The organism is Lyngbya sp. CCY1209, assembly GCF_055795065.1.
The window spans coordinates 1-20,433 of sequence record NZ_JAYFER010000536.1; the positions used below are offsets into that span (position 1 = coordinate 1).

Here is a 20,433-nt window from a genome sequence, read left to right on the forward strand (position 1 = left end):
AAACTTTTGCCGATTGCCTCTTGCCGATTGCCTTTTCTCGAACGATTGTGTAAGTATTCAAACGGACTTGATATGACAGTTGCAATCGGGCCGGAAACCTGGAAACCCCAATTCTTGCTGATTTCCCTCACCCGATTCCCCATTCCCCATTCCCCGCGCACGGCGCCATCCATCCCCAACTCAAAATGTGAGACAACCTCGACGGCTATCTCACATTCAGTTGGATTGAAAATTAAAATCGAGTTTAGGATTGAGTTTCCACCGGAGTTTGAGGCTCAATTCCATTGCGCTTCAAACACTTTTGAAATTCGATTTCGGCCTCGCTCAAATCCGGATCTTCGGTGAGGTTAAATGCCCGCTCCATTTGGTCATTTCCCATTTCCCCGAGTGCGCGACTCAAATCGGCGTCGCTCAGTTCGTCGGGGAGACACTCGGCGATGGCGGCGATGCGATCGCCATTTTGTAGCGTCGCCATATTGTCGCCCCTGGAAAGGGCGTGAGCCGGAGCCATCCCGAATCCCTGAATCGCGACGAATGCGACGGTCAGGGCAATTGCAAATGTATTGCGGAAAAATTGCAGTAACTTTGGCAACGAAATCATATGATTAAATCCTCGATCCTCCCCTTCACTTTAAGAAATATTAAGCTCATTTTCCTCTTTCTTTGGAGAGAAGTCGGGGGAATGGGGAAACCGGGTTTCTCAAGTTCAGAAACCCGGTTTTTCGGATATGGGATCAGGATTCGATCAGCGCGATCGCCCGCTTGACACTTTCGGGGAGGATGACCACCAAACATCCCGGTGTCGCCTCCTTCAGGGCGGTTTCAATCGCCCGGGTTTCGTCGAGGATCACCTGGCAATTGCCGTCCGGTTTTTCCTCCCGGATGCCCTCGTAAATATAATCGGCCACCTCGCCGCGATCGCGGCCCCGGGTGTCGTCATCTTCCTTGACGATAATGCGGTCGAACATCGCCGCCGAGAGCCGCCCCAGGTGCACAAAATCCTCGTTGCGGCGGTCGCCCGGCGCCCCGATCACCCCGATGCGATCGCCCCCGGTCCAATGATTGACAAAATCGGCGATCGCCCGGTAGCTGGCGGGGTTGTGGGCGTAGTCCAACAGGACGTGGAACGAATCCACCGGGATCAAATTCATCCGCCCCGGCGTCTGCTCCACCGATGCCTTGAACGTCCGCAAAGCAGTGCTGATCTCAGCGACACTCACCCCGCCGACGTAAGCCGCCAGACTCGCCGCCAGCACATTGGCGATCATGAACGGCGCCCGGCCCCCCAACGTCAGCGGCACGTTCGCCATCTGCTCGACGCGGATACTCGGTTCGCCCCCCCGCAACAGGGACAAATAACCCTCTTCGTAAACGGCCGCGATCCCACCGTTGTCAACGTGTTCGAGCACGATGGGGTTGTCCGGTTGCATGGAAAAATAGGCAACTTTCCCCTTCACCCGCTTCGCCATGTCCGCCACCAGGCGATCGTCGGCATTGAGCACCGCGTAGCCGTCCCGGTGGGCGGACTCGGCAACGACGCTCTTGACGTAGGCCATATCCTCAACGGTGTTGATGTCGTGCAGTCCCAGGTGGTCGTCCGAGACGTTGAGCACCACCCCGACATCGCAGGAGTTGAAGCCCAATCCCGATCGCAAAATTCCCCCCCGGGCGCATTCGAGCACGGCCACATCTACGGTGGGGTCGCCGAGGATCAGTTGGGCGCTCTGGGGTCCGGTGTTGTCCCCGGCTTCGGCCAAAAAGTCGCCGATATAGGTTCCGTCAGTGGTGGTGTAGCCGATGGTCTGTTGGGTTTGGCGGAAAATGTGGGCGGTGAGGCGGGTGGTGGTCGTCTTGCCGTTGGTTCCGGTGATGGCGACGATGGGGACGCGGCTGGATTGAGATCCGTGGGGATAGAGCAAATCCAGGATCGGTCCGGTGACGTCCCGGGGTTGTCCCTGGCTGGGTTGCAGGTGCATCCGCAGTCCGGGGGCGGCGTTGACTTCCACGATCGCCCCGTCGATGTCCCGCAGGGGTTTGCCGATGTCGGTGGCGGTGATGTCGATGCCGGCGACATCCAATCCCACCAGTTTGGCGGCCCGTTCAGCCAGCCAGCGGTTTTCGGGGTGAATGTCGTCGGTGCGATCGATGGCGATGCCGCCGGTACTGAGGTTGGCGGTGGCGCGGAGGTAGCAGATTTCCCCGTCGTCGGGTACGCTCTCGAGGCGCAGGTTTTGAGCCGCCAAGATCTCTTCGGCCCGGCCGTCGATGTCGATGCGGGTGAGGACATTTTCGTGGCCGCTGCCCCGGCGGGGGTCGCGGTTGGTTTCTTCTACCAGTTCTCGAATGGTCGATCGCCCGTCCCCGACGACGTGGGCGGGGATTCGCTGGGCGACGGCGACGACTTTTCCATCGATGACGAGCACCCGGTAGTCATTGCCTTCGTGGAAGCGCTCGACGATCACGCCCCCGAATTTAGACTCGGCTTTAGCGCGATCGTAGGCTTCTTCGGCATCCCGCCAACTTTGAATGTCGAGGGTGATGCCCCGGCCGTGGTTGCCGTCGAGGGGTTTGATCACCACCGGAAATCCCCCCACGGCGTTAACGGCCTCGTCGAGTTCCCGTGCCCGGTAGATCACCTCGCCCCGGGGGACGGGAATGTTGGCTTCCCGCAGCAGGGCTTTCGTGCCTTCTTTGTCCCCGGCGTATTCGATGCCCAAAATACTGGTGCCGTCGGTTTGGGAGGCCTGGATGCGGCGCTGGTTTTTGCCGTAGCCGAGTTGGATGACGTAGCGGGAGGGCAGTTCCCGCCAGGGGATGCCGCGGCGTTGGGCTTCGGCGATGATGGCTTCCGTGGTGGGGCCGAGGCGGTTTTCCGTCCAGATTTCCCGTAGGTCGTCGAGATCTTTGGCGAGTTCCGAGGGGGGGTAGTACCCGCGATCGATGAGTCCGTGGCATAGGCGGACGGCGGCTCGGGCGGCGTAGCGGCCCGCTTCGGGGATCTGATATTCAAACAGCACCCGATACACGCCCTTTTGGGTGGCGGCGCGGGTGCGCCCGAAGCACACCGGCATTCCGATTAAATTCTGCAATTCCAGGGCAACGTGCTCGACGACGGTTCCTATCAAAGTCCCTTTTTTGACCCGCCGCAGGAAGTCTTCGCGGTAGGTGGCGACGTCGTCGGGTTCTTTGAGGCTGGGGAGGGCATCGACCAATCCTTCGTAAAAGTCGGGGATTTCGTCGGTGAAGCGATCGTCTATGTCTTCGAGATCGAGGTAGATCAAAATCAAGTTCTGATAGTCGATGCTCCAGTAGTTCGGCCCTCTGAGGGTTTGAGTTTTTAAGATTTTCATTGCACCTCCTCTGACTTGGAAACATCGATAAACATGGGGAGTGGGGAATTTTAGATTTGAGATTCCCCGATGGGGGCGGAGGTATCGGAGTGAGGAGTCAGAAGCAAGGAGTTAAGAAAGTTCTCTTTTCTCCCCACCGAGCACACCCCACACCCTACACCCTACACCCCACACCCTTATTTATTTTCCGGCTTTTTTTGGAACACGGACGGCTTCGGTTTGGGTTGCTGGGGCGGTTGGGGATAAAACTTGAATTTCTCGATCGCGGCACTGGCCGTCTTCACCACCGCCGGATTGGCATCCCGCAGCGCCTGTTGCAGTATAGGGATGACGCGATCGCTCCGGATCTTTCCGAGGGCGGAAATTGCCTCTTGGCGTACCGTCGGATCGGGATCGCGGCTCAGTTGGGTGAGGGTGGGAATGGTTTGCTGCAATTCGGGGCGGGCGCCGTGGGTTTCGGCCAGTTGTCCCAAGGTGGCCGCGAGGCGGGCGCGGACTGAGGGTTGGGAGTCGCGCAGGTGGCTTCCCAGGTTGGGTATGGCAGCTAGATTGTTGAATTGTCCGGCCCGGGCGATCGCGTCGATTTCTTTCTCTTCTGACGCTTCCGGGGGGGTTTCCGTCTCCCCTTCCTCCCCGGACAAAGCTTCCGCCGCCTGTTCAGCCTCGGCCAGCAAGTCGGGGATCAGGTCCAGGCGCTCGTGCAGGGATTCGATCATCTCCTCCGTCTGCACCTCCATCGATCGCACCAGATCCTCGGTCCCCTGTCGGATCTCATGGTTATATTGCTCCTCCAGGTTGTCCACGGCGCTTTGAATTTGCGTTTCCTGGGCTTGTTGCAGGTCTAGGCGGATTTTTTCCAATTCTTCCTGACTCTGCTGTTGGAGGGCCTGTAAGCCGGCTCTGACGTCATCTTCAGTGGTGCGAACCTCCGCATCCAAGTTTTGCAAGTGGCGATCGTACTCGGCCATCGACTCGGCCATCTGCTCGGCGCGATCGTGGCTCCCGGCCAACCCCTGGGACATCTGTTGCAGGCGCATCTCGTACTCGGTGAGGGCCCGACTCATTTCGGTGACGTGGGTTTGGCTGGTTTCCAACTCCTGCGTCACCTGTTGCAGTTGCGTCTCGTAGTCCGTCAGGGAGCGCTCCACTTGCTCTATCTGCAGTTGGCGTCCGGTCAACTCCTCCCGCAAATTGCCCAACTGTTGTTCGTAGGCTTTCAAGGTTTCGTTGGCCTCTTGCAGTTGATCCTCGCGGTTCTCCAGCTTGCCGCTGAGTTCGTGAATTTGGGCCTCGTAGTGCTGTTTGAGGGATTCGCCGGCCGCGGCCAGTTGGGTTTGATAATCCTGTTGCGCGGTTTCGGCCTGTTGGCGCAGTTGGCGTTCGTAATCTTGTCGCAGAGATTGCACGGTTTCCTGAATTCGGGCTTGGTGGGCTTTTTCTAGGGCTTCGGCCTGTTCGCGGATTTGTCGCTCGTACTGTTCTTTTTGCTCGGCGACGCGCCGCTCCCAAAACACATAACTGCCGCCCAAGCTTGCCAGGGCGCCGATAATAAACATAATAACTAGACTAACCGGGTCCATAACCATCTCCCAATTTTTGATACAGTATATAGCGACGGGCGATTCGTTCACACGAAAACTCCAGGTAAAAGGCCGAAACCTTCTCCGGCTACGGGTTTGCCCGCTGTCCACCTCCCATCATCCGCTCCGATGTCCGATCGCACCACCTCTCCGACAATCCGCGTTCGCATCCTGATTTCGGGACGGGTGCAGGGCGTGGGATTCCGCTTTTCGACCCGCGAGGAAGCCACCCGCCGAGGCGTCGCGGGGTGGGTGAAAAACCGCCCCGACGGCCGGGTTGAAGCCGTGTTTGAGGGAACCGAAGCCCAGGTGGAGGGGATGATCCGCTGGTGTTACCAAGGCCCGCGATCGGCCCAACCCACGGGAGTGGACGTGCATTGCGAAACCCCCGAAGGACTGCAAGGATTTGAAATCCACCACCATTGAAAGTTAGGGAATCGGGAGTCGGCAGTCGGGAGTGGGGGCAGGACATGAATTAATAATTATTAATTGTTAATTATTAATTTTTAATTATTCCCTACAGTTTGGAGGCGACGAATTCTTCCAGGCGTTTGACTCCCGTTTCGATGGTTTTCAGGTCGGTGGCGTAGGAGAGGCGGATGTGGTCGTCGGTTCCGAAGGCTTTGCCGGGGACTGCGGCCATCTGTTTTTCTTCCAACAGGGCACTGCAAAAATCGACGGAACCGAGGTGGGTTTTTCCGATGTTGACGTACATATAAAATGCCCCGTAGGGTTTGACGCACTGGATGCCGGGGACGGCACTGAGCAATTCGTACATCACCTCCCGGCGTTTGGCGAAGGCCAGCCGCATTTCTTCCACGCAGTCGAGGGACCCTTCCAAAGCCGCGATCGCCCCGTATTGTGAAAAGGTACAGACATTGGAGGTGCTGTGACTTTGGATGCGGGTCATGGCCCCGATGATGGTTTTGTCCCCGGCCAGGTATCCCAGACGCCACCCCGTCATGGCGAAGGATTTGGCGAAACCGCTACTAATCAGGGTCTGTTTGTCGCTTCCGGGTTTGGCCGCGGCGATGCTGAGGTGTTGGGCCCCTTCGTAGAGTATTTTGGAATAAATCTCGTCGGAGACGACGTAAATTCCCGATTCCACCACCACTTCGGCCAGGGCGCGAATTTCGTCGGGGGTGTAGACCATTCCGGTGGGGTTTGAGGGGGAGTTGAGGACGAAGAGTTTGGTTTTGGGGGTGATGGCCTCCCGCAGCAGTTCCGGCGTGATTTTGTACTCGGTGCTCGCGTCGGTGGGGACTATGACCGGTGTCCCGGAGGCGAGTTTCACCATTTCCGGGTAGCTCAACCAGTACGGAGAGGGTATAATCACTTCATCTCCCGGCTCGATCGTTGCCATCATCAAGCTGTACAGGGAATGTTTGCCGCCGTTGGTGACGATGATATTTTCGGCGCTGTAGTTGACGCCCACTTCTTCGGTCAGGGTGCGGGCGATCAGTTCCCGCAGTTTCGGTTCCCCGGCGGCTGGACCGTAGCGGGTCTTTCCTTCGTCCAAGGCCTTTTGAGCGGCAGCCACGATGTGGGGGGGCGTGTCGAAATCCGGTTCGCCCACGCTGAAGTTGAGAACGTCGAGTCCCTCGGCTTTCATCGCTTTGGCTTTGGCTGATATCGCCAGGGTGACGGATTGGGGAACCTGCTCTACACGTGCTGCCAGCTTCATCTCAATCTCTCGCTTTGTGGTTTTGAACTTTAGATTTTAGGGGGGGCGATGACGGTTCGCAACCCTATTGTCCGGCAATGATGACATTTCGGATGCGCGTTTCATACCACAAATAAACTTTTGTGTCAACCCTCCCAGGCGGAATTAAAAGCCGGAGTTTTCGATCGCCCCTTAAAAAAATACCGGTCGAACCATCGAGTCGGGCGATCGCGATCGGGTACAATTTTGGGGGGGCGATCGAGCCGTATCCGACCCATTTGCGATCGCCGATTGACGAAACTCAGGCGAGTGACTCCGAACCCGACGCTTCCCCGCGACCGACCTGAATTTGTGACCTTTCCGGGGTGAATCTGTCCATCCAACCAACCATCTCAACTGGGGCGCCAGATCTACGCCGGCAATTCTGTTGCATTTGGACGGCGTAAAGAATCTGGAAAAATGGCTCCAATTCCTTTATTCTCTGAACAGGTAAACGCTCAAATGTCAGACTTTCCTTCGATACAGTCATTAATGTTGTATTCTATTTTTGATTCCGACAAAACCGAATCCAAATCCTTCGAGTTGCCGGGCGCCCGTCCCCACTATAACCCCGACCGCCCCGGCCAGGTGGAACACATTTTTCTGGATCTGGTTTTAAACATACCCGATCGCCGCTTCCAAGGCACCTGTACGATTACTCTCAACCCCGTCCGGGACGGCATCGAAACCCTGACACTGGATGCCGTCGATCTGGAAATCAGCCGCGTCAAAATCGGCAAGCATGAGGTGGAATTCGACCACGACGGCGAGGAATTAAAACTCTACCTCAACAAACCCACCGCCGCCGATAAAACGCTAAAAATCGCGATCGATTATTCCGTCGATAACCCCCAGCGGGGGCTTTACTTTGTCGGCCCAGACCGCCACTATCCCGACAAACCCACCCAAGTTTGGACCCAGGGCGAAGACGAAGATTCCCGCTTCTGGTTCCCCTGTTTCGACTATCCCGGACAACTGGCGACCTCGGAAGTTCGCGTGCGGGTTCCCCAGGATTTTCTGGCGATTTCCAACGGCGAACTGATCGCCGCGGACAGCAAAGGGGAGGACAAAATTTATCACTGGCTGCAAAAACAGGTACACCCCAGCTATTTGATTACCTTGGCGGTGGGTAAATTTGCCGCGATCGAGGACAAGTGGAACGAGATCCCCGTCGTTTATTATGCGGAAAAAGACCGGGGGGATGATGCCCGCCGCAGCATGGGAAAAACCCCGGAAATGATCGAGTTTTTCTCCCAAACCTTCGGGTATAATTATCCCTATCCTAAATATGCCCAAGTCTGCGTCGATGACTTCATTTTTGGCGGGATGGAAAATACCTCCACCACCCTCCTCACCTCACGCTGTCTGTTGGACGAACGGGCCGCCCTCGACAACCGCAATACGGAAAGCCTCGTCGCCCACGAACTCGCCCACCAGTGGTTCGGGGATTTGCTGGTGATCGGCCACTGGTCCCACGCCTGGATTAAAGAAGGGATGGCGACCTATTCGGAGGTTTTGTGGACGAACCGCGAATATGGGGCGGACGATGCGGCTTATTACCGACTCAACGAGGCCCGCAGCTATTTTTCCGAGGATGCGTCCCGCTACAGCCGCCCCATCGTCACCCATATTTACAGGGAAGCGATCGAACTGTACGATCGCCATTTGTACGAAAAAGCCGCCTGCGTCTACCACATGATCCGGGCAGAATTGGGGGACGAATTGTTTTTTAAAGCGATTCATACGTTTGTCAACGACAACGCCCATAGGACGGTCGAAACGGTGGATTTATTGCGGGCGATCGAAAAGGCGACCGGGCGGAATTTGCTGTTCCTGTTCGACCAATTTGTTTACCGGGGCGGACATCCAAAATACAAGGTTTCCTACTCCTGGGACGGGGACAGCAAAATCGCCAAACTCACGGTCAAACAGACCCAAGCCAAAGAGAGCGACAAGTTGAGTGAAAGCAACTTGTTCGACCTGAAGATTCCCGTCGGTTTTGGCTATGCATCCGAAAAGAAAGGCAAGGGTAAATCTAAAAAGAAATCGACCGAAGTGGAAGTGAAAACGGTGACGCTCCGGGTCAGCGATCGCGAACAGAGTTTCTATCTGCCCCTGGAAGAAAAGCCCAAATTCGTCAGTTTCGACGCGGGAAATCATATCCTCAAAACCGTCACCCTGGACTATCCGGTGGCGGAATTGAAGGCTCAACTCAAGTTTGATCCGGACCCGATTTCTCGCATCTATGCCGCCGAAGCCTTGGCGAAAAAAGGCAATTTGGAATCGGCAAAAGCCCTGAGTGAAGCCCTCACCGATGAACCCTTCTGGGGAGTCCGTTTGGAGGTGGCGAAACAGTTGGTGAAAGTCAAACTCGATGGGGCCTTTGACGGGCTGGTTGCCGGGTTGAACGATATAGATCACCGAGTCCGGCGGGCGGTGGTGAATGCCCTGGCGGAGATTCGCACCCCCGAGAGTTATGGGGCGTTGAAACCGCTGGTGGAAAATGGCGATCCCAGCTATCTCGTGGAGGCGGCAGCGGTGAAAGCGATCGCCAAAATTGCCGCCGGAAATATCGAAGACGAACCGGCGGAAACCGACGCGATCGCTTTGTTGGAAAGGGTACTCGAAGAACGGGCCGGTTGGAATGAAGTGGTGCGATCGGGTGCGATCGTGGGTTTGAGCCAGATGAAAACCTCGGAAACCGCCCTCAATTTGATTTTTAAATATACCGCGATGGGCGTGCCGCAAGCTTTGCGGTTGAACGCCATTTCGGGGTTAGGCCGCATTTCGACGGGGCAGAATAATATCAACCTCGAACGCATTCTCCAGCGACTCGAAGAACTGGCAAAAGAGGATTTCTTCCTCACCCAAGTTTCCGTCGTCAGTGCCCTGAGTCAGATGGAAACCCCGAAGGCGATCGCGGTTTTGAGTGACTTGGCGGAACACACCCTGGACGGACGGGTTCGCCGGCGGGCGGAAGAGGCCGTCCAAAAGGTGCAAAAGAACGTCGGATCGGACAAGGCGATCGGGCAGTTGCGGCGGGAACTCGACAAGATTAAAAAGGAGAATCAAGAACTGAAAAGCCGCCTGGAAAACTTGGAAGCGAAAGCCAAGTAAAAGTGGGGCAGAAACCGGGTTTCTGTGGGGGCGACCTGTGGGGAACGGGAGCGGTCCCACCGCCGGTGGGACTTCCCGAAAGCTCTGGCCGAGGGGCGGAATCATCGATGTCCCCCGAGTCCCCTCCACGGCCCGGTTCAAACTCGATCGCGAAACTTAACAAAAAGTATAGAAACCCCTCAAAAAGGCTATGATGAGGGAGTTGGGCGAATCTGGAGGAGTTGGTAACGAGACCAGAGTTTTATAGGATGGAATTATCAACCTGAAGCAGAAAATGGCGCGTTGGCTTGAGGGGGTTGTCGCAGTGTTCGGGTGTATTCTTTCCCCCGTCGCCGGCCAAGCTCCAGAATCTGGCTCAGATTGGATTCCCCACGATTATGCGGCAAGTTAAATAATGAGAATCCTAGTCACGGGTGGCGCGGGTTTCATCGGTTCCCACCTCATCGATCGCTTGATGGAGCAGAAACACGATGTGCTGTGCCTGGATAACTTTTATACCGGACACAAGCACAATCTGCTGCGGTGGTTCGACAATCCCTTCTTTGAACTGATCCGCCATGACATTACCGAGCCGATCCGCCTGGAGGCCGACCAGATTTATCATCTCGCTTGTCCGGCATCCCCCGTCCACTACCAGTTCAATCCGGTCAAAACCATCAAAACTAACGTGATGGGAACCCTGAATATGTTGGGGTTGGCCAAACGAGTCAATGCCCGGATTCTGTTGGCTTCCACTTCCGAGGTGTACGGCGACCCGAGCGTACATCCCCAACCGGAAGAGTACCGGGGCAACGTTAACCCCATCGGGATTCGGAGTTGTTACGACGAAGGCAAACGGGTGGCAGAAACGCTCTGCTTCGACTACCACCGACAAAATGGAGTGGACATCCGAGTGGCGCGGATTTTCAACACCTACGGACCTCGGATGTTGGAAAATGACGGTCGCGTGGTGAGCAATTTTATCGTCCAAGCCCTGAAAGGAACTCCCCTCACGGTGTACGGGGACGGTTCCCAAACCCGGAGTTTTTGCTACGTCTCCGATCTGGTGGAAGGGTTGATCCGCCTGATGAACGGGGATATGATCGGCCCGGTCAATTTGGGAAACCCCGGGGAATATACGATTTTAGAATTGGCCCAAAAAATTCAAAAGCGGGTGAATCCCAAGGCGGAGATTCAATTCAAACCTTTGCCCCAGGACGATCCGAAACAGCGACAACCGGATATCACCCGTGCTAAAACGTATTTGGACTGGGAGCCAACCATTCCGTTGGATGAAGGACTCAAGTTCACTATCGAGGATTTTCAGAAACGAGTGGTCCGTCCCAGCTAGAGAAAGTCAAACGTTTCGACGCTGCAAGGTGTGCCGAAGATTCAATAGGGTGCGACCCCGAATAGCCGACGGGGTGAACGGCGCGAACCTCCCGCCCCGGATGGGGACAGGTGACTTTCAGAGGTTCCGACATCTGGAGCAGCGTTTGGGAACACCGGCCGAAAGGTTTCTGCACGCGGGCGAATGGCTCACCAGTCCGGGATGAATCCGAAAAACTCGGGGCGATCGCTCGCTGACTTACTCTCCCAACCCACGAATAACTCCTGTTGTGTCAATTATTTGAGGACGTTTTTATGCGTGTCTGCGTCATTGGTACTGGATATGTCGGTTTAGTCACCGGAGTTTGTTTGGCCCATTCGGGTCACGACGTGATCTGCGTGGACAACAACGAAGAGAAGGTGAAATTGATGAAGTCGGGACAGTCCCCGATTTACGAACCCGGACTCTCGGAATTGATGAAATCCTCGGCGGAAGCGGGCAAATTGTCGTTTACCTCCGACCTGACGGCCGGCGTCGAGCACGGGGAGATTTTATTCATCGCGGTGGGAACCCCCCCGCTGCCGACGGGAGAAAGCGACACCCGTTATGTCGAAGCGGTGGCCCGGGGAATCGGCGCCAATTTGACGGCCAGTTCGGGCTACAAAGTGGTGGTCAACAAGTCCACCGTCCCCATCGGTTCCGGAGACTGGGTGCGGATGATCGTCCTCGACGGCTTTTCTGAGCGCCAAAAAGAACAGGGAACCTCGGGAAGTCCCGAACCGGAGTTCGACGTGGTGAGCAACCCGGAATTTCTGCGGGAAGGTTCGGCGATTTTTGACACCTTCAATCCCGATCGCATCGTGTTGGGGAGCAACAGCAAAAAAGCCCTGGATCTGATGCAGCAACTCTACCAACCCATTGTCGTTCGCAAGTTCGCGGACGAACCCGACCTGCCCCCCGTCCCGGTGGTGATCACCGATTTGAGTTCGGCGGAAATGGTGAAATATGCGGCCAACTCTTTCCTGGCCACCAAGATCAGCTTCATCAACGAAATCGCCAATATCTGCGATCGCGTCGGGGCGGACGTGAAGCAGGTTGCCAGCGGCATCGGCCTCGACTCCCGCATCGGCAACAAGTTCCTGCAGGCCGGCATCGGCTGGGGGGGTTCGTGCTTCCCCAAAGATGTCTCGGCCCTGATCCACACCGCCGACGATTACAACTACGACGCCAAACTGCTCAAGGCCGCCGTCGAAGTCAACAACCAACAGCGGGTGATCGCGATCGAGAAATTGCAGCAGGTGCTCAAGATCCTCAAGGGCAAAACCGTCGGCCTGCTGGGGTTGACCTTCAAACCCGACACCGACGACATGAGGGACGCCCCGGCCCTGAACCTGATCGAACAACTTAACCGCCTCGGCGCCCGGGTGAAAGCCTACGACCCGATCATTTCCCAAAGCGGAATGCGGCATGGCCTGTCCAACGTGATGGTGGAAACCGACCCGGAACTGATGGCCGACGGTTGCGATGCTTTGGTGTTGGTGACGGACTGGCAACAATTCTCAACCCTCAACTACGCCAAGATGGTCAAATCCATGCACACCCCGATCATCATCGACGGTCGGAACTTCCTCGATCGCCAACAACTCGAAGAGGCCGGCTTCCAATATGTGGGAATCGGACATTAATAGACGATCCCCCTAAATCCCCCTTAAAAAGGGGGACTTTGATTCGGATTATCCCTAGAAAAGGGGGACTTTATTCTCCCCCCCTTATAAAGGGGGGGCTGGGGGGGGATCTACGATTGCTCCCTAGAAAAGGGGGACTTTATTCTCCCCCCCTTATAAAGGGGGGGCTGGGGGGGGATCTACGATAAAAAAAGACGGAAGGGAGATGACCACACTCCTTTCCGTCTTTTCTGTTGTCTATTTTTTGAAGCCAGACCGGCGATTAGGCGTTCATGTCTCCACCGGCTTTCAGTAGAGCTTGGGCTTCGGCGTCTGGGGTGATTTCCGGGGCTACGAAACCGCCGGAGTAGAGGACCGAACCGCGCTGTTGCTGGGCGAAGACGGGGAAGATTTCACGCACTTGAGAAGCGACTTCCACGGTCTTGACGTCGTAGGTTTGGGTCGCGACCTTGGGATAGAGTCCGATTCCGATAATCGGCAGCAGCAGGCAGGTGGCGACGATTACTTCCCGGGGTTTGGCATCGCCGAGGTAGTCCTCGATTTTGAACCCGCCGCTGTTTTGGCCGTAGAACACCACCCGCAGCAGGTTCAGCAGGTAGATGGGGGTGAGAATCAGGCCCACCGCAGCCAGGGCGATGACCACAATCTTAAAGCTGGAGCTGTAGACGTCGCTGGTGGTGACACCCAAGAAGATGGTCAGTTCTCCGACGAAACCGCTCATTCCGGGCAGGGCCAGGGAGGCCATCGATCCGGCGGTGAACAGGGCGAACACTTTGGGCATATCTTTGGCCATACCGCCGAGTTTCTCCATTGCCAGGGTGTGGGTGCGATCGTAGGTGACTCCCGCCAGGAAGAACAGCATCGCGGCAATCAGACCGTGGGAAATCATTTGCAGGACGGCGCCGTTGAGTCCGAGTTCCGTCAGGGAGGCGATTCCGATCAGGACGAAGCCCATGTGGGAGATGGAGGAACAGGCGAGACGGCGCTTGAGGTTGTCTTGTCCGAAGGCACTCAGGGCGCCGTAGACGATGTTGACGACTCCCAAAATTGCCAGAACCGGGGCGAAGTACAGGTGGGCGTTGGGCAGCATTTCCATGTTCATGCGGATCAGGCCGTAGCCTCCCATTTTCAGCAGCACGCCGGCGAGAATCATGGAGACGGGGGCGGACGCTTCGCTGTGGGCGTCGGGCAGCCAGGTGTGCAGGGGGAAGATGGGCAGTTTGACGGCGAAGGCGATCAGGAATCCGGCGTAGAGGAAGAGTTCCAGGGCCAGGGGATAGTGCTTGTGGGCGAGGGTGGTGATGTCAAAGCTGGGGATGCCACCGTAGAAGGCCATCGCCAGGGCGGCAACGAGGATGAAGATGGAACCGAGGGCGGTGTAGAGGATGAATTTGGTGGCCGCATAGAGGCGCTTGGGTCCGCCCCAGATGGAGATGAGGATGTAGACCGGGACCAGTTCCAGCTCCCACATTAAGAAGAAGAGGAGGAGATCCTGGGCCGCGAAGACGCCGATTTGGGCCGCGTAGAGCACTAATAAGAGGAAATAAAAGAGTCGTGGCTTTTTGGTGACTCGCCACGACGCTAAAATAGCCAGGGTGTTCACAAACCCCGTGAGCACGATCAGGGGCATGGACAGGCCATCGACTGCCACTGACCAGTTGAGCCCCAACTGGGGAACCCAAGCGTAGGTTTCAGCCAGTTGGAATGTCGAAATGTCCAGGCTGTAGTGGTTCCAGAAGCAGAAAACGGTGAGAACGAAGTCTGTCAAGCCGACTGCGAGGGCGTACCAGCGAATCGTGCGGCCTTCCCGGTCTGGAAGGAAGGGAATGGCCAGGGATGCCAGTAGCGGGAACAGGATGATTGTTGTTAGCCAGGGAATTTGACTGCTCATGGTCAGTGAGTAAGAAAAAATACTTAGTGCGTACAACCCATTATAGGGAATGAGTAAAGTTTTGTTAACTATTTTGCAGAAAAATTAAGCAAAATGTCGGGGATGCTTGCTGTGAGGGAAATACAGCGATCGCCCTTTTCCCGAATCCCATCTCTGGGCGTCCCCCGGTGGCGGGGGGTTATGGGTGGGAGGTCGATCTCAGAGGTAAGGGGACGAGTCATCGCGGCAATCCATCGTTACAAATCTATGGTTTACAAAAAACCATTTGTCTTAATCTATCGTAACATCGCGATCGCGGAGCGGCTAGGTATAAAGGCTCAAGATTCTTAATCGCGATCGTTATTTATACTTATCAGAACTTATACTTAGTTGGGGGCGGGGGGCTAGACCCGCAGCCCTCGGTTCGTGGGGATGGGGGATGTGGCTCCACATTATATAGATGGGGCGCAAGCCTTGCGCCCCTACAGTCCTACAATATGGATCGATGAATCGGATTTTAATGCGATGTATGACCAACCGTTTGTGATTCCCAGCGAGTTGTTGGACTGGCTGGCGGTTTTCGGCTATCTGTCTTTTATCCTGTTTGTCGCTTGGCGGGTGATTGTCAGTAAGTGATTGTCAGATTAATCCACTTTTCTTTAATCTAACTAAAGCATCATTTGCAGCTTCTTTCTCCGCTTCTTTTTTGCGAAGCCCTCGGCCTTCGCCATACAGTTTTTCGTCCAAATAAACCCTTGATACGAACTCGGGAGCGTGATCTTTTCCGCCGATCTGTTCCGTGACGTAGTTTGGAATCGTACCCCGGGCTTGCGAAAATTCTTGCAGCTTATTTTTTGAATCAATTGACGAACGAACGACAAACAGATCTGCGGGAACAGACTCAAACAACTCTTCGAGCAAGGGACGTAGGGTTTCAACATCTCGATTGTGGTCTAAATAGTACGCCCCGACAACAGCTTCAAAGGCACTACTCAGTAAATTTGGATTTTGATATCCACCTTGTTTGATAACGCCTTGCCCGAGACGAAGTTTGAAGTCCAATTCAATTTCAAGAGCGAATCGAGCGAGCTGTTTTTCATCCACCAGAGCCGAACGCCGACGAGTCATTTCGTCTTCTCCCATTTCCGGGTGAGTTCGATATAGATACTCCCCACTGATAAATGTAAGAATGGCATCGCCGAGAAATTCTAATCGTTCGTTATCCTCTGTTTCTCCCGGATTTTCGTTGATGTAAGAGCGGTGCGTCAAGGCTTGACGGAGTAATTTAGGATTGTTGAAAATCAAAAGTTTTTGCATGATGTTTTTGAGTGATGTACTTGGTGTTCATTCGTCCCCCTAAATCCCTGTCAACAATAGAGATTAGGGGGATTGAATAAGAATGGCGGCAACCTATTTATATCAAATCCGGTCGAATGCTCGGGACAAAACGGGTTGGATATCCAAACCGCTTGGGAATCAATTCCCAAGCTAACAGCCAAAATCATCTGAAGATGATTGGGGAGGTTTTGCGGTCAAAAAACCGGATCTGATATTAGTTGAGAACCAACCCAGAACTGAGGCTGGGCGGTGGAAAAAGACTATTGCCACGCTTCAAATTACATTTACGACAAGCAAGACGTAAATTTTCTAAAGAATCAGAACCACCTTTGCTTTTGGGCTTAATGTGGTCAATTGTAAGCTGTTTGGAGGGTACATCACGACGACACCACCAGCAGCACGCACCATACTCATCAAGAAGTTGCTGTTTTTTCTTTTTCTTTTGTTTGGTGTTCATTATTGAACTCCCATACTAAATTTGTACAGGAATATCAAGCATACAAAGGGCTTCCACAAGCATTAGCTATGGACTCTCCTTTGTGTAGAACGGTCAACGTCTCAAAAATACTACCTGCAACTCCCAGATCAATGCATATCTACATATGCTGAACTAGCAAGTGACTGGAAGAAATCACCCCAGACTCAGAGCTGATTTGTAAACCAAACATCCTATAAGAAGCCTAAATTTTTTGCTATGACTGCATTTCAGCCATTGTAGGCTCCGAGAGACGCTTTTCCGGGAAGTCCCGTTAAGCAAGGATTTCAGTAACTTCAGGAATCAGCTTTCAAGCAAATGCCAGACCAGAATATCTAGATATGCATTCACCTGAGAATCGAAGGTAGTATCCATGAGACGAATACCGAATTTGATATTCGTAACTTCAGCCTAGCACAGGCAATTTGTTTTGTCAGGGTCATAGACGATAAATTTTGAAACTCCCACATTTTTCAGTCTCGACAGAGGCTGAAACCCCGTCTGGGCAACAAAATGAGTATTATTCTACCCCCCCGATCGCACCTTTGCCGCGATCGGGGGGCGAACCAACCGAAAGGTGAAGCTAGGATAAGGGCGATCGCCGCTTGAGTACAAAACCGCCGATTATTCCAAATATCAATAGCGTGAAAGTCGCCGCCGGTTCGGGAACGGTTTGCCGTTCGCTGACGACTGTGACATTCTCATCCGAGGCATCCCCGCTATTGTAAATATAGCCGAATGCGTCCGCGTCGTCGAGTAAGTGGGCGCGTAAAAATAGGGCACTCCAGCGGGCGATGGTACCCAAGGCGATCGCCTGATCTAAAGTGGGGGAATTGGGGTCGCGAATCGGGTTATCTTCGTTCGTGATACCGTAATGGTTCGCCCCTAAAACTGTTATCAACGCCTTCGGCGGATCTTGGATTTGCAAATAGGTGGCTTCGGCGGAACTCGGCAACCCGACGCTATCGCGATCGCCCTGAATTAAAGCGGTGGGAATGCCGTCGTTATTCACCGGAGGGAAAAAGTCCGTAGCTGGGGATAGTCGGAAATTGGCACCGAAAAATATTCCCGCCTTTACCGCTTCGGGGCGGGTAAATTCAGCCGGACAGCTAATCGGAGGACAGATATTTTGAATGATTGATAATCCGATGAATCCACCCAGCGAGTGTCCCAACAATCCCAAAGTATCCGTATCGACGATACCGGCGAGGGGAAAAGCGGGGTTGGAATTCTGTTCGTTAAAATAGTTTAACGTGTCGTTCACCTGCCGGGGTTCTGGCAATAATCCCGTCAAAACTTCTTCGGTGACGGGGTTAAAAACGCTACGTTCGTTATTGGGGACGACGACGATAAATCCGTACCGGGCGACGAGGCTGGCATAATTGGCATAGTCGGCTTTATCCACCAAAGCACCCTGTAAAAATAGGGCGATGGGAAGTGCTTCTGAATCGCTCAAGACGGGATAGTAAATATCCGTCGGATCGGTGTTTCCTTCGCCGTCCGGAATTTCGGTGGAATAGGTTTCAATTTGCGTGTATTTGGGTTCCGGAACGAATGCGATCGCGGGCATTTCTGAGAGTCCGAAGGAGAGGGCGATCGCGACACCAGAGAGGATGCTAGAATGGGTGGATACTACTGGTTTCATGGTGAGTTAAAAAACGCTTGGGAATGAGCCTTTGTTGTTGCGCTTGGGCGCCACTGAGGTGGCTCAAGCCCAACAACGGGATTTGGAGAATACTTGGCGATTGTATATCACATTTTTTAATAAATGTCAAGCGCCAAAATTTTACAACAGGAGGAATTGATTCGGATGACGGTTAACTCCTCTGTGTCCTCTGTGCCTCTGTGGTTAATTTTCTCCCTTTATCTCCCTTTTTCCAGAATCTCAGTCAGATAATATTCAAACCGCTTCCGCAACTGTTCCACGGTCAAATTTTGCGTCCAATACTCAACCAAAGCGTGTCCGAACGCCCAGGCATTGCGATCGGGAGTGTCGGGATTTTCTAATAATAACGGCCAGAGGGCGAGTAAGTCAAAATTGTTGGATTTGGCGCGATCGCTACCCAACAAAGTAAACAGATCGTAAGCCATCTGTAACTTGCCGATCGCGACGGGAAGCTGTTCCACGGGAATCTGTTCAGCGAGGAGATAGGCGAGGGTGGGATTTCCGGTGGTGAGGGTGGAAACGAACTTGAGAACCGGACTTTTTAATAATGCGGTGAGTCCTTGGGTGGTTGCCATTTGGCGGGTGTAGCGATCGATGATTTTTGCTGAGGCCTGGATGCGGGCATCGCGATCGCGCAAAAATCGGGCGAGGCGCAACTGTTTTGTCGGTTCCATCACCTCGATTAAAATCATCGATAAAATATCGGAATTCCAGGCGTTTCGATTCGTTTTATTATCGCTCGTCACCAGGGGTAAAACGCGATCGCAAAATTCTCCCAACCGTTCGGCGCGATATGCCGTCGCCTCCCGGATCGCCTTTTCTTTGGGTTTATCTCCCGTTTCCCAATGGTAGGGCGGGTTCCACTCGCGCACCGGACGCAGGCGATCGACTTGGGTGACGATCGCGATAGTTTTCAACTCCGGAACTTCGATTTTCATGTCCTTGAGAAAATCCCGATCCATCTGCAATGCCGGATCGAGGGCGGGGGTGATTAATAACAATAAATCTGCCGTATTTGCTTCAGTTAAAACCAATTCCCGCAAGTCGCCCCGGTGCACCTGTTCGTAACCGGGAGTATCCCACAAATTCAGGGCTTCTCCGGTGGGTGTCCGCCACTGATAATTTTGAATGCGATCGGTGCTGGGGAGTACGTCAACTTCGGCGCGATCGGCCCGAAATAAAGTATTAATTAAACTGCTTTTTCCCGATCCGGTTCGCCCCACCAACAGGATGCTGAGGGGTTTTTGTTCCACTTTTTTGGCGGGTTCGGCTGTTTCCAGAATTTGCTGTAGCGTCTGAGTTTTTGCCTGTGGCAGCGTCTCCTCGGGGGTGGCGAGGGTTTCGAGGGGAATTTCCTCTCCGCCGTAGAGTGCGATCGCCTGTCGGGACAAATTCCGCAGGGCAACTTCCCGCATCATCTGCCCCAAATTAACCAATAATTCTTGGGTGGCTTGGTTGCCGGACTTCTGACTCACCAACTTCGCCGCCGCCGCCGCCGGGTTTAATAGCCAAAGTGCCCAATTCCAAACTTGCCATAATTTTCGGGCGGAGGGTTCGAGTTTTTGATAGACTTCGTAAGCCTGATACGCCTGTCCCACCGTCACCTGATTTAACGCCGGGGAGAGCTCTTGCATCCAGCGATCGAGGTCGTCTACAGTACCCCGAATTAACCCGTAAGCCTGGGGAACGTAGATATCAAGGAGGGGATATTTAACCTCGGGATGGTAAATGTTGGCGATCGCAATTACCACGTCCCGACACCGTTCCCAAAATTTGACCCAATCTTCCCAAAAGGGCGGATCGGTTCGCGATTCTTGCAGGATTTCTCGGATGGCAATTTCAGCCTGTTTGAGGGCTTCGCTTCCCCCGTTGGCTGCTTCCATCTGTTCGCCAAACTCAAAATTTTCGTTGGCTTCCGCCACCGCTTCTTCGACTTGAGTAATGGCGGGTTTTGTCCACTTCACCAGCAGCCACCGCCACCCGAGTAAAACCAGGGTAACGATGCCCCAAATCCAGTTAATTCCCCAGTCGTGAATTTGGGTTCCGGCGGCGATCAGCAAAAAGGTGGCGATCGCGGCGATCGGACTAGCTAAAATTACCCATTGCCAAGATTTTAAATTGACCATGTTTGGATGTTCCTCCGGCGGCCGTCTGGGTTGCGATCGATTATACTATAAATGCTGCTAGGATGGTTTCCGATCCCCCTAAATCCCCCTTAAGAAGGGGGACTTTGAATCAATTCTCCCCCCTTATTAAGGGGGGCTGGGGGGATCTCAGAGATTGCGGGGTAGAACGAACATCGTTGTAATCCACCATTATCTCCCTTAAGAAGGGAGACTTT

Annotated in this window: 14 protein-coding genes; 4 read left to right on the forward strand and 10 right to left on the reverse strand. The window is 54.2% G+C overall.

The features are described 5' to 3' along the window. Positions 1-244 precede the first annotated feature (244 nt). The 3 genes from AC0QHF_RS17700 to AC0QHF_RS17710 form a co-directional block, all read right to left on the reverse strand. A complete protein-coding gene (locus tag AC0QHF_RS17700) occupies positions 245-601 on the reverse strand; it encodes a hypothetical protein (protein WP_324705558.1) in 357 nt (118 codons plus the stop codon). Positions 602-734: 133 nt separating this feature from the next. Further along, positions 735-3,350, reverse strand: a complete 2,616-nt coding sequence (gene cphA, locus AC0QHF_RS17705; RefSeq protein ID WP_324705559.1) for a cyanophycin synthetase — start codon at positions 3,348-3,350, stop codon at positions 735-737. A gap of 176 nt (positions 3,351-3,526) precedes the next feature. Next, positions 3,527-4,906 (reverse strand): HEAT repeat domain-containing protein, encoded by a 1,380-nt coding sequence (locus AC0QHF_RS17710; protein ID WP_324705560.1) that lies wholly within the window; start codon positions 4,904-4,906, stop codon positions 3,527-3,529. A 153-nt stretch (positions 4,907-5,059) separates the two neighbouring features. Between AC0QHF_RS17710 and AC0QHF_RS17715 the strand changes: the two genes are divergently transcribed. After that, a complete protein-coding gene (locus AC0QHF_RS17715) occupies positions 5,060-5,356 on the forward strand; it encodes an acylphosphatase (RefSeq protein WP_324705561.1) in 297 nt (98 codons plus the stop codon). A gap of 91 nt (positions 5,357-5,447) precedes the next feature. On the opposite strand, the gene AC0QHF_RS17720 is transcribed toward AC0QHF_RS17715, so the two are convergent. Next, a complete protein-coding gene (locus AC0QHF_RS17720) occupies positions 5,448-6,614 on the reverse strand; it encodes a pyridoxal phosphate-dependent aminotransferase (protein ID WP_324705562.1) in 1,167 nt (388 codons plus the stop codon). 125 nt (positions 6,615-6,739) lie between these two features. Then, complete coding sequence (locus AC0QHF_RS17725) at positions 6,740-6,976, reverse strand: hypothetical protein (protein WP_324705563.1); 237 nt, start codon at positions 6,974-6,976, stop codon at positions 6,740-6,742. A gap of 148 nt (positions 6,977-7,124) precedes the next feature. Here AC0QHF_RS17725 and AC0QHF_RS17730 point away from each other — a divergent pair, with 148 nt between their 5' ends. From AC0QHF_RS17730 to AC0QHF_RS17740, 3 genes are all read left to right on the forward strand, one after another. Next, on the forward strand, positions 7,125-9,749 hold the full coding sequence (locus AC0QHF_RS17730; RefSeq protein ID WP_324705564.1) for a M1 family metallopeptidase: 2,625 nt from the start codon (positions 7,125-7,127) through the stop codon (positions 9,747-9,749). A gap of 394 nt (positions 9,750-10,143) precedes the next feature. Further along, positions 10,144-11,079, forward strand: a complete 936-nt coding sequence (locus AC0QHF_RS17735) for a UDP-glucuronic acid decarboxylase family protein (protein ID WP_324705565.1) — start codon at positions 10,144-10,146, stop codon at positions 11,077-11,079. 293 nt (positions 11,080-11,372) lie between these two features. Then, complete coding sequence (locus tag AC0QHF_RS17740) at positions 11,373-12,743, forward strand: UDP-glucose dehydrogenase family protein (RefSeq protein ID WP_324705566.1); 1,371 nt, start codon at positions 11,373-11,375, stop codon at positions 12,741-12,743. 262 nt (positions 12,744-13,005) lie between these two features. Here AC0QHF_RS17740 and AC0QHF_RS17745 read toward each other — a convergent pair whose 3' ends face one another. The 5 genes from AC0QHF_RS17745 to AC0QHF_RS17765 form a co-directional block, all read right to left on the reverse strand. Beyond that, entirely contained in the window at positions 13,006-14,634 is a 1,629-nt protein-coding gene (locus tag AC0QHF_RS17745) for an NAD(P)H-quinone oxidoreductase subunit 4 (RefSeq protein WP_324705567.1), read from the reverse strand. Between the two features lie 618 nt (positions 14,635-15,252). Then, complete coding sequence (gene rnc / locus AC0QHF_RS17750) at positions 15,253-15,930, reverse strand: ribonuclease III (RefSeq protein WP_324705568.1); 678 nt, start codon at positions 15,928-15,930, stop codon at positions 15,253-15,255. A 235-nt stretch (positions 15,931-16,165) separates the two neighbouring features. Beyond that, positions 16,166-16,408, reverse strand: coding sequence for an HNH endonuclease (locus AC0QHF_RS17755; RefSeq protein WP_324705569.1), 243 nt, complete (start codon positions 16,406-16,408; stop codon positions 16,166-16,168). Between the two features lie 601 nt (positions 16,409-17,009). Beyond that, positions 17,010-18,071 carry an alpha/beta hydrolase family protein gene (locus AC0QHF_RS17760; RefSeq protein WP_324705570.1) on the reverse strand — a complete coding sequence of 354 codons (1,062 nt, stop codon included), beginning with the start codon at positions 18,069-18,071 and terminating at the stop codon, positions 17,010-17,012. A gap of 218 nt (positions 18,072-18,289) precedes the next feature. Then, on the reverse strand, positions 18,290-20,218 hold the full coding sequence (locus tag AC0QHF_RS17765) for a GTPase family protein (protein WP_324705571.1): 1,929 nt from the start codon (positions 20,216-20,218) through the stop codon (positions 18,290-18,292). Between the last annotated feature and the right edge of the window lie 215 nt (positions 20,219-20,433).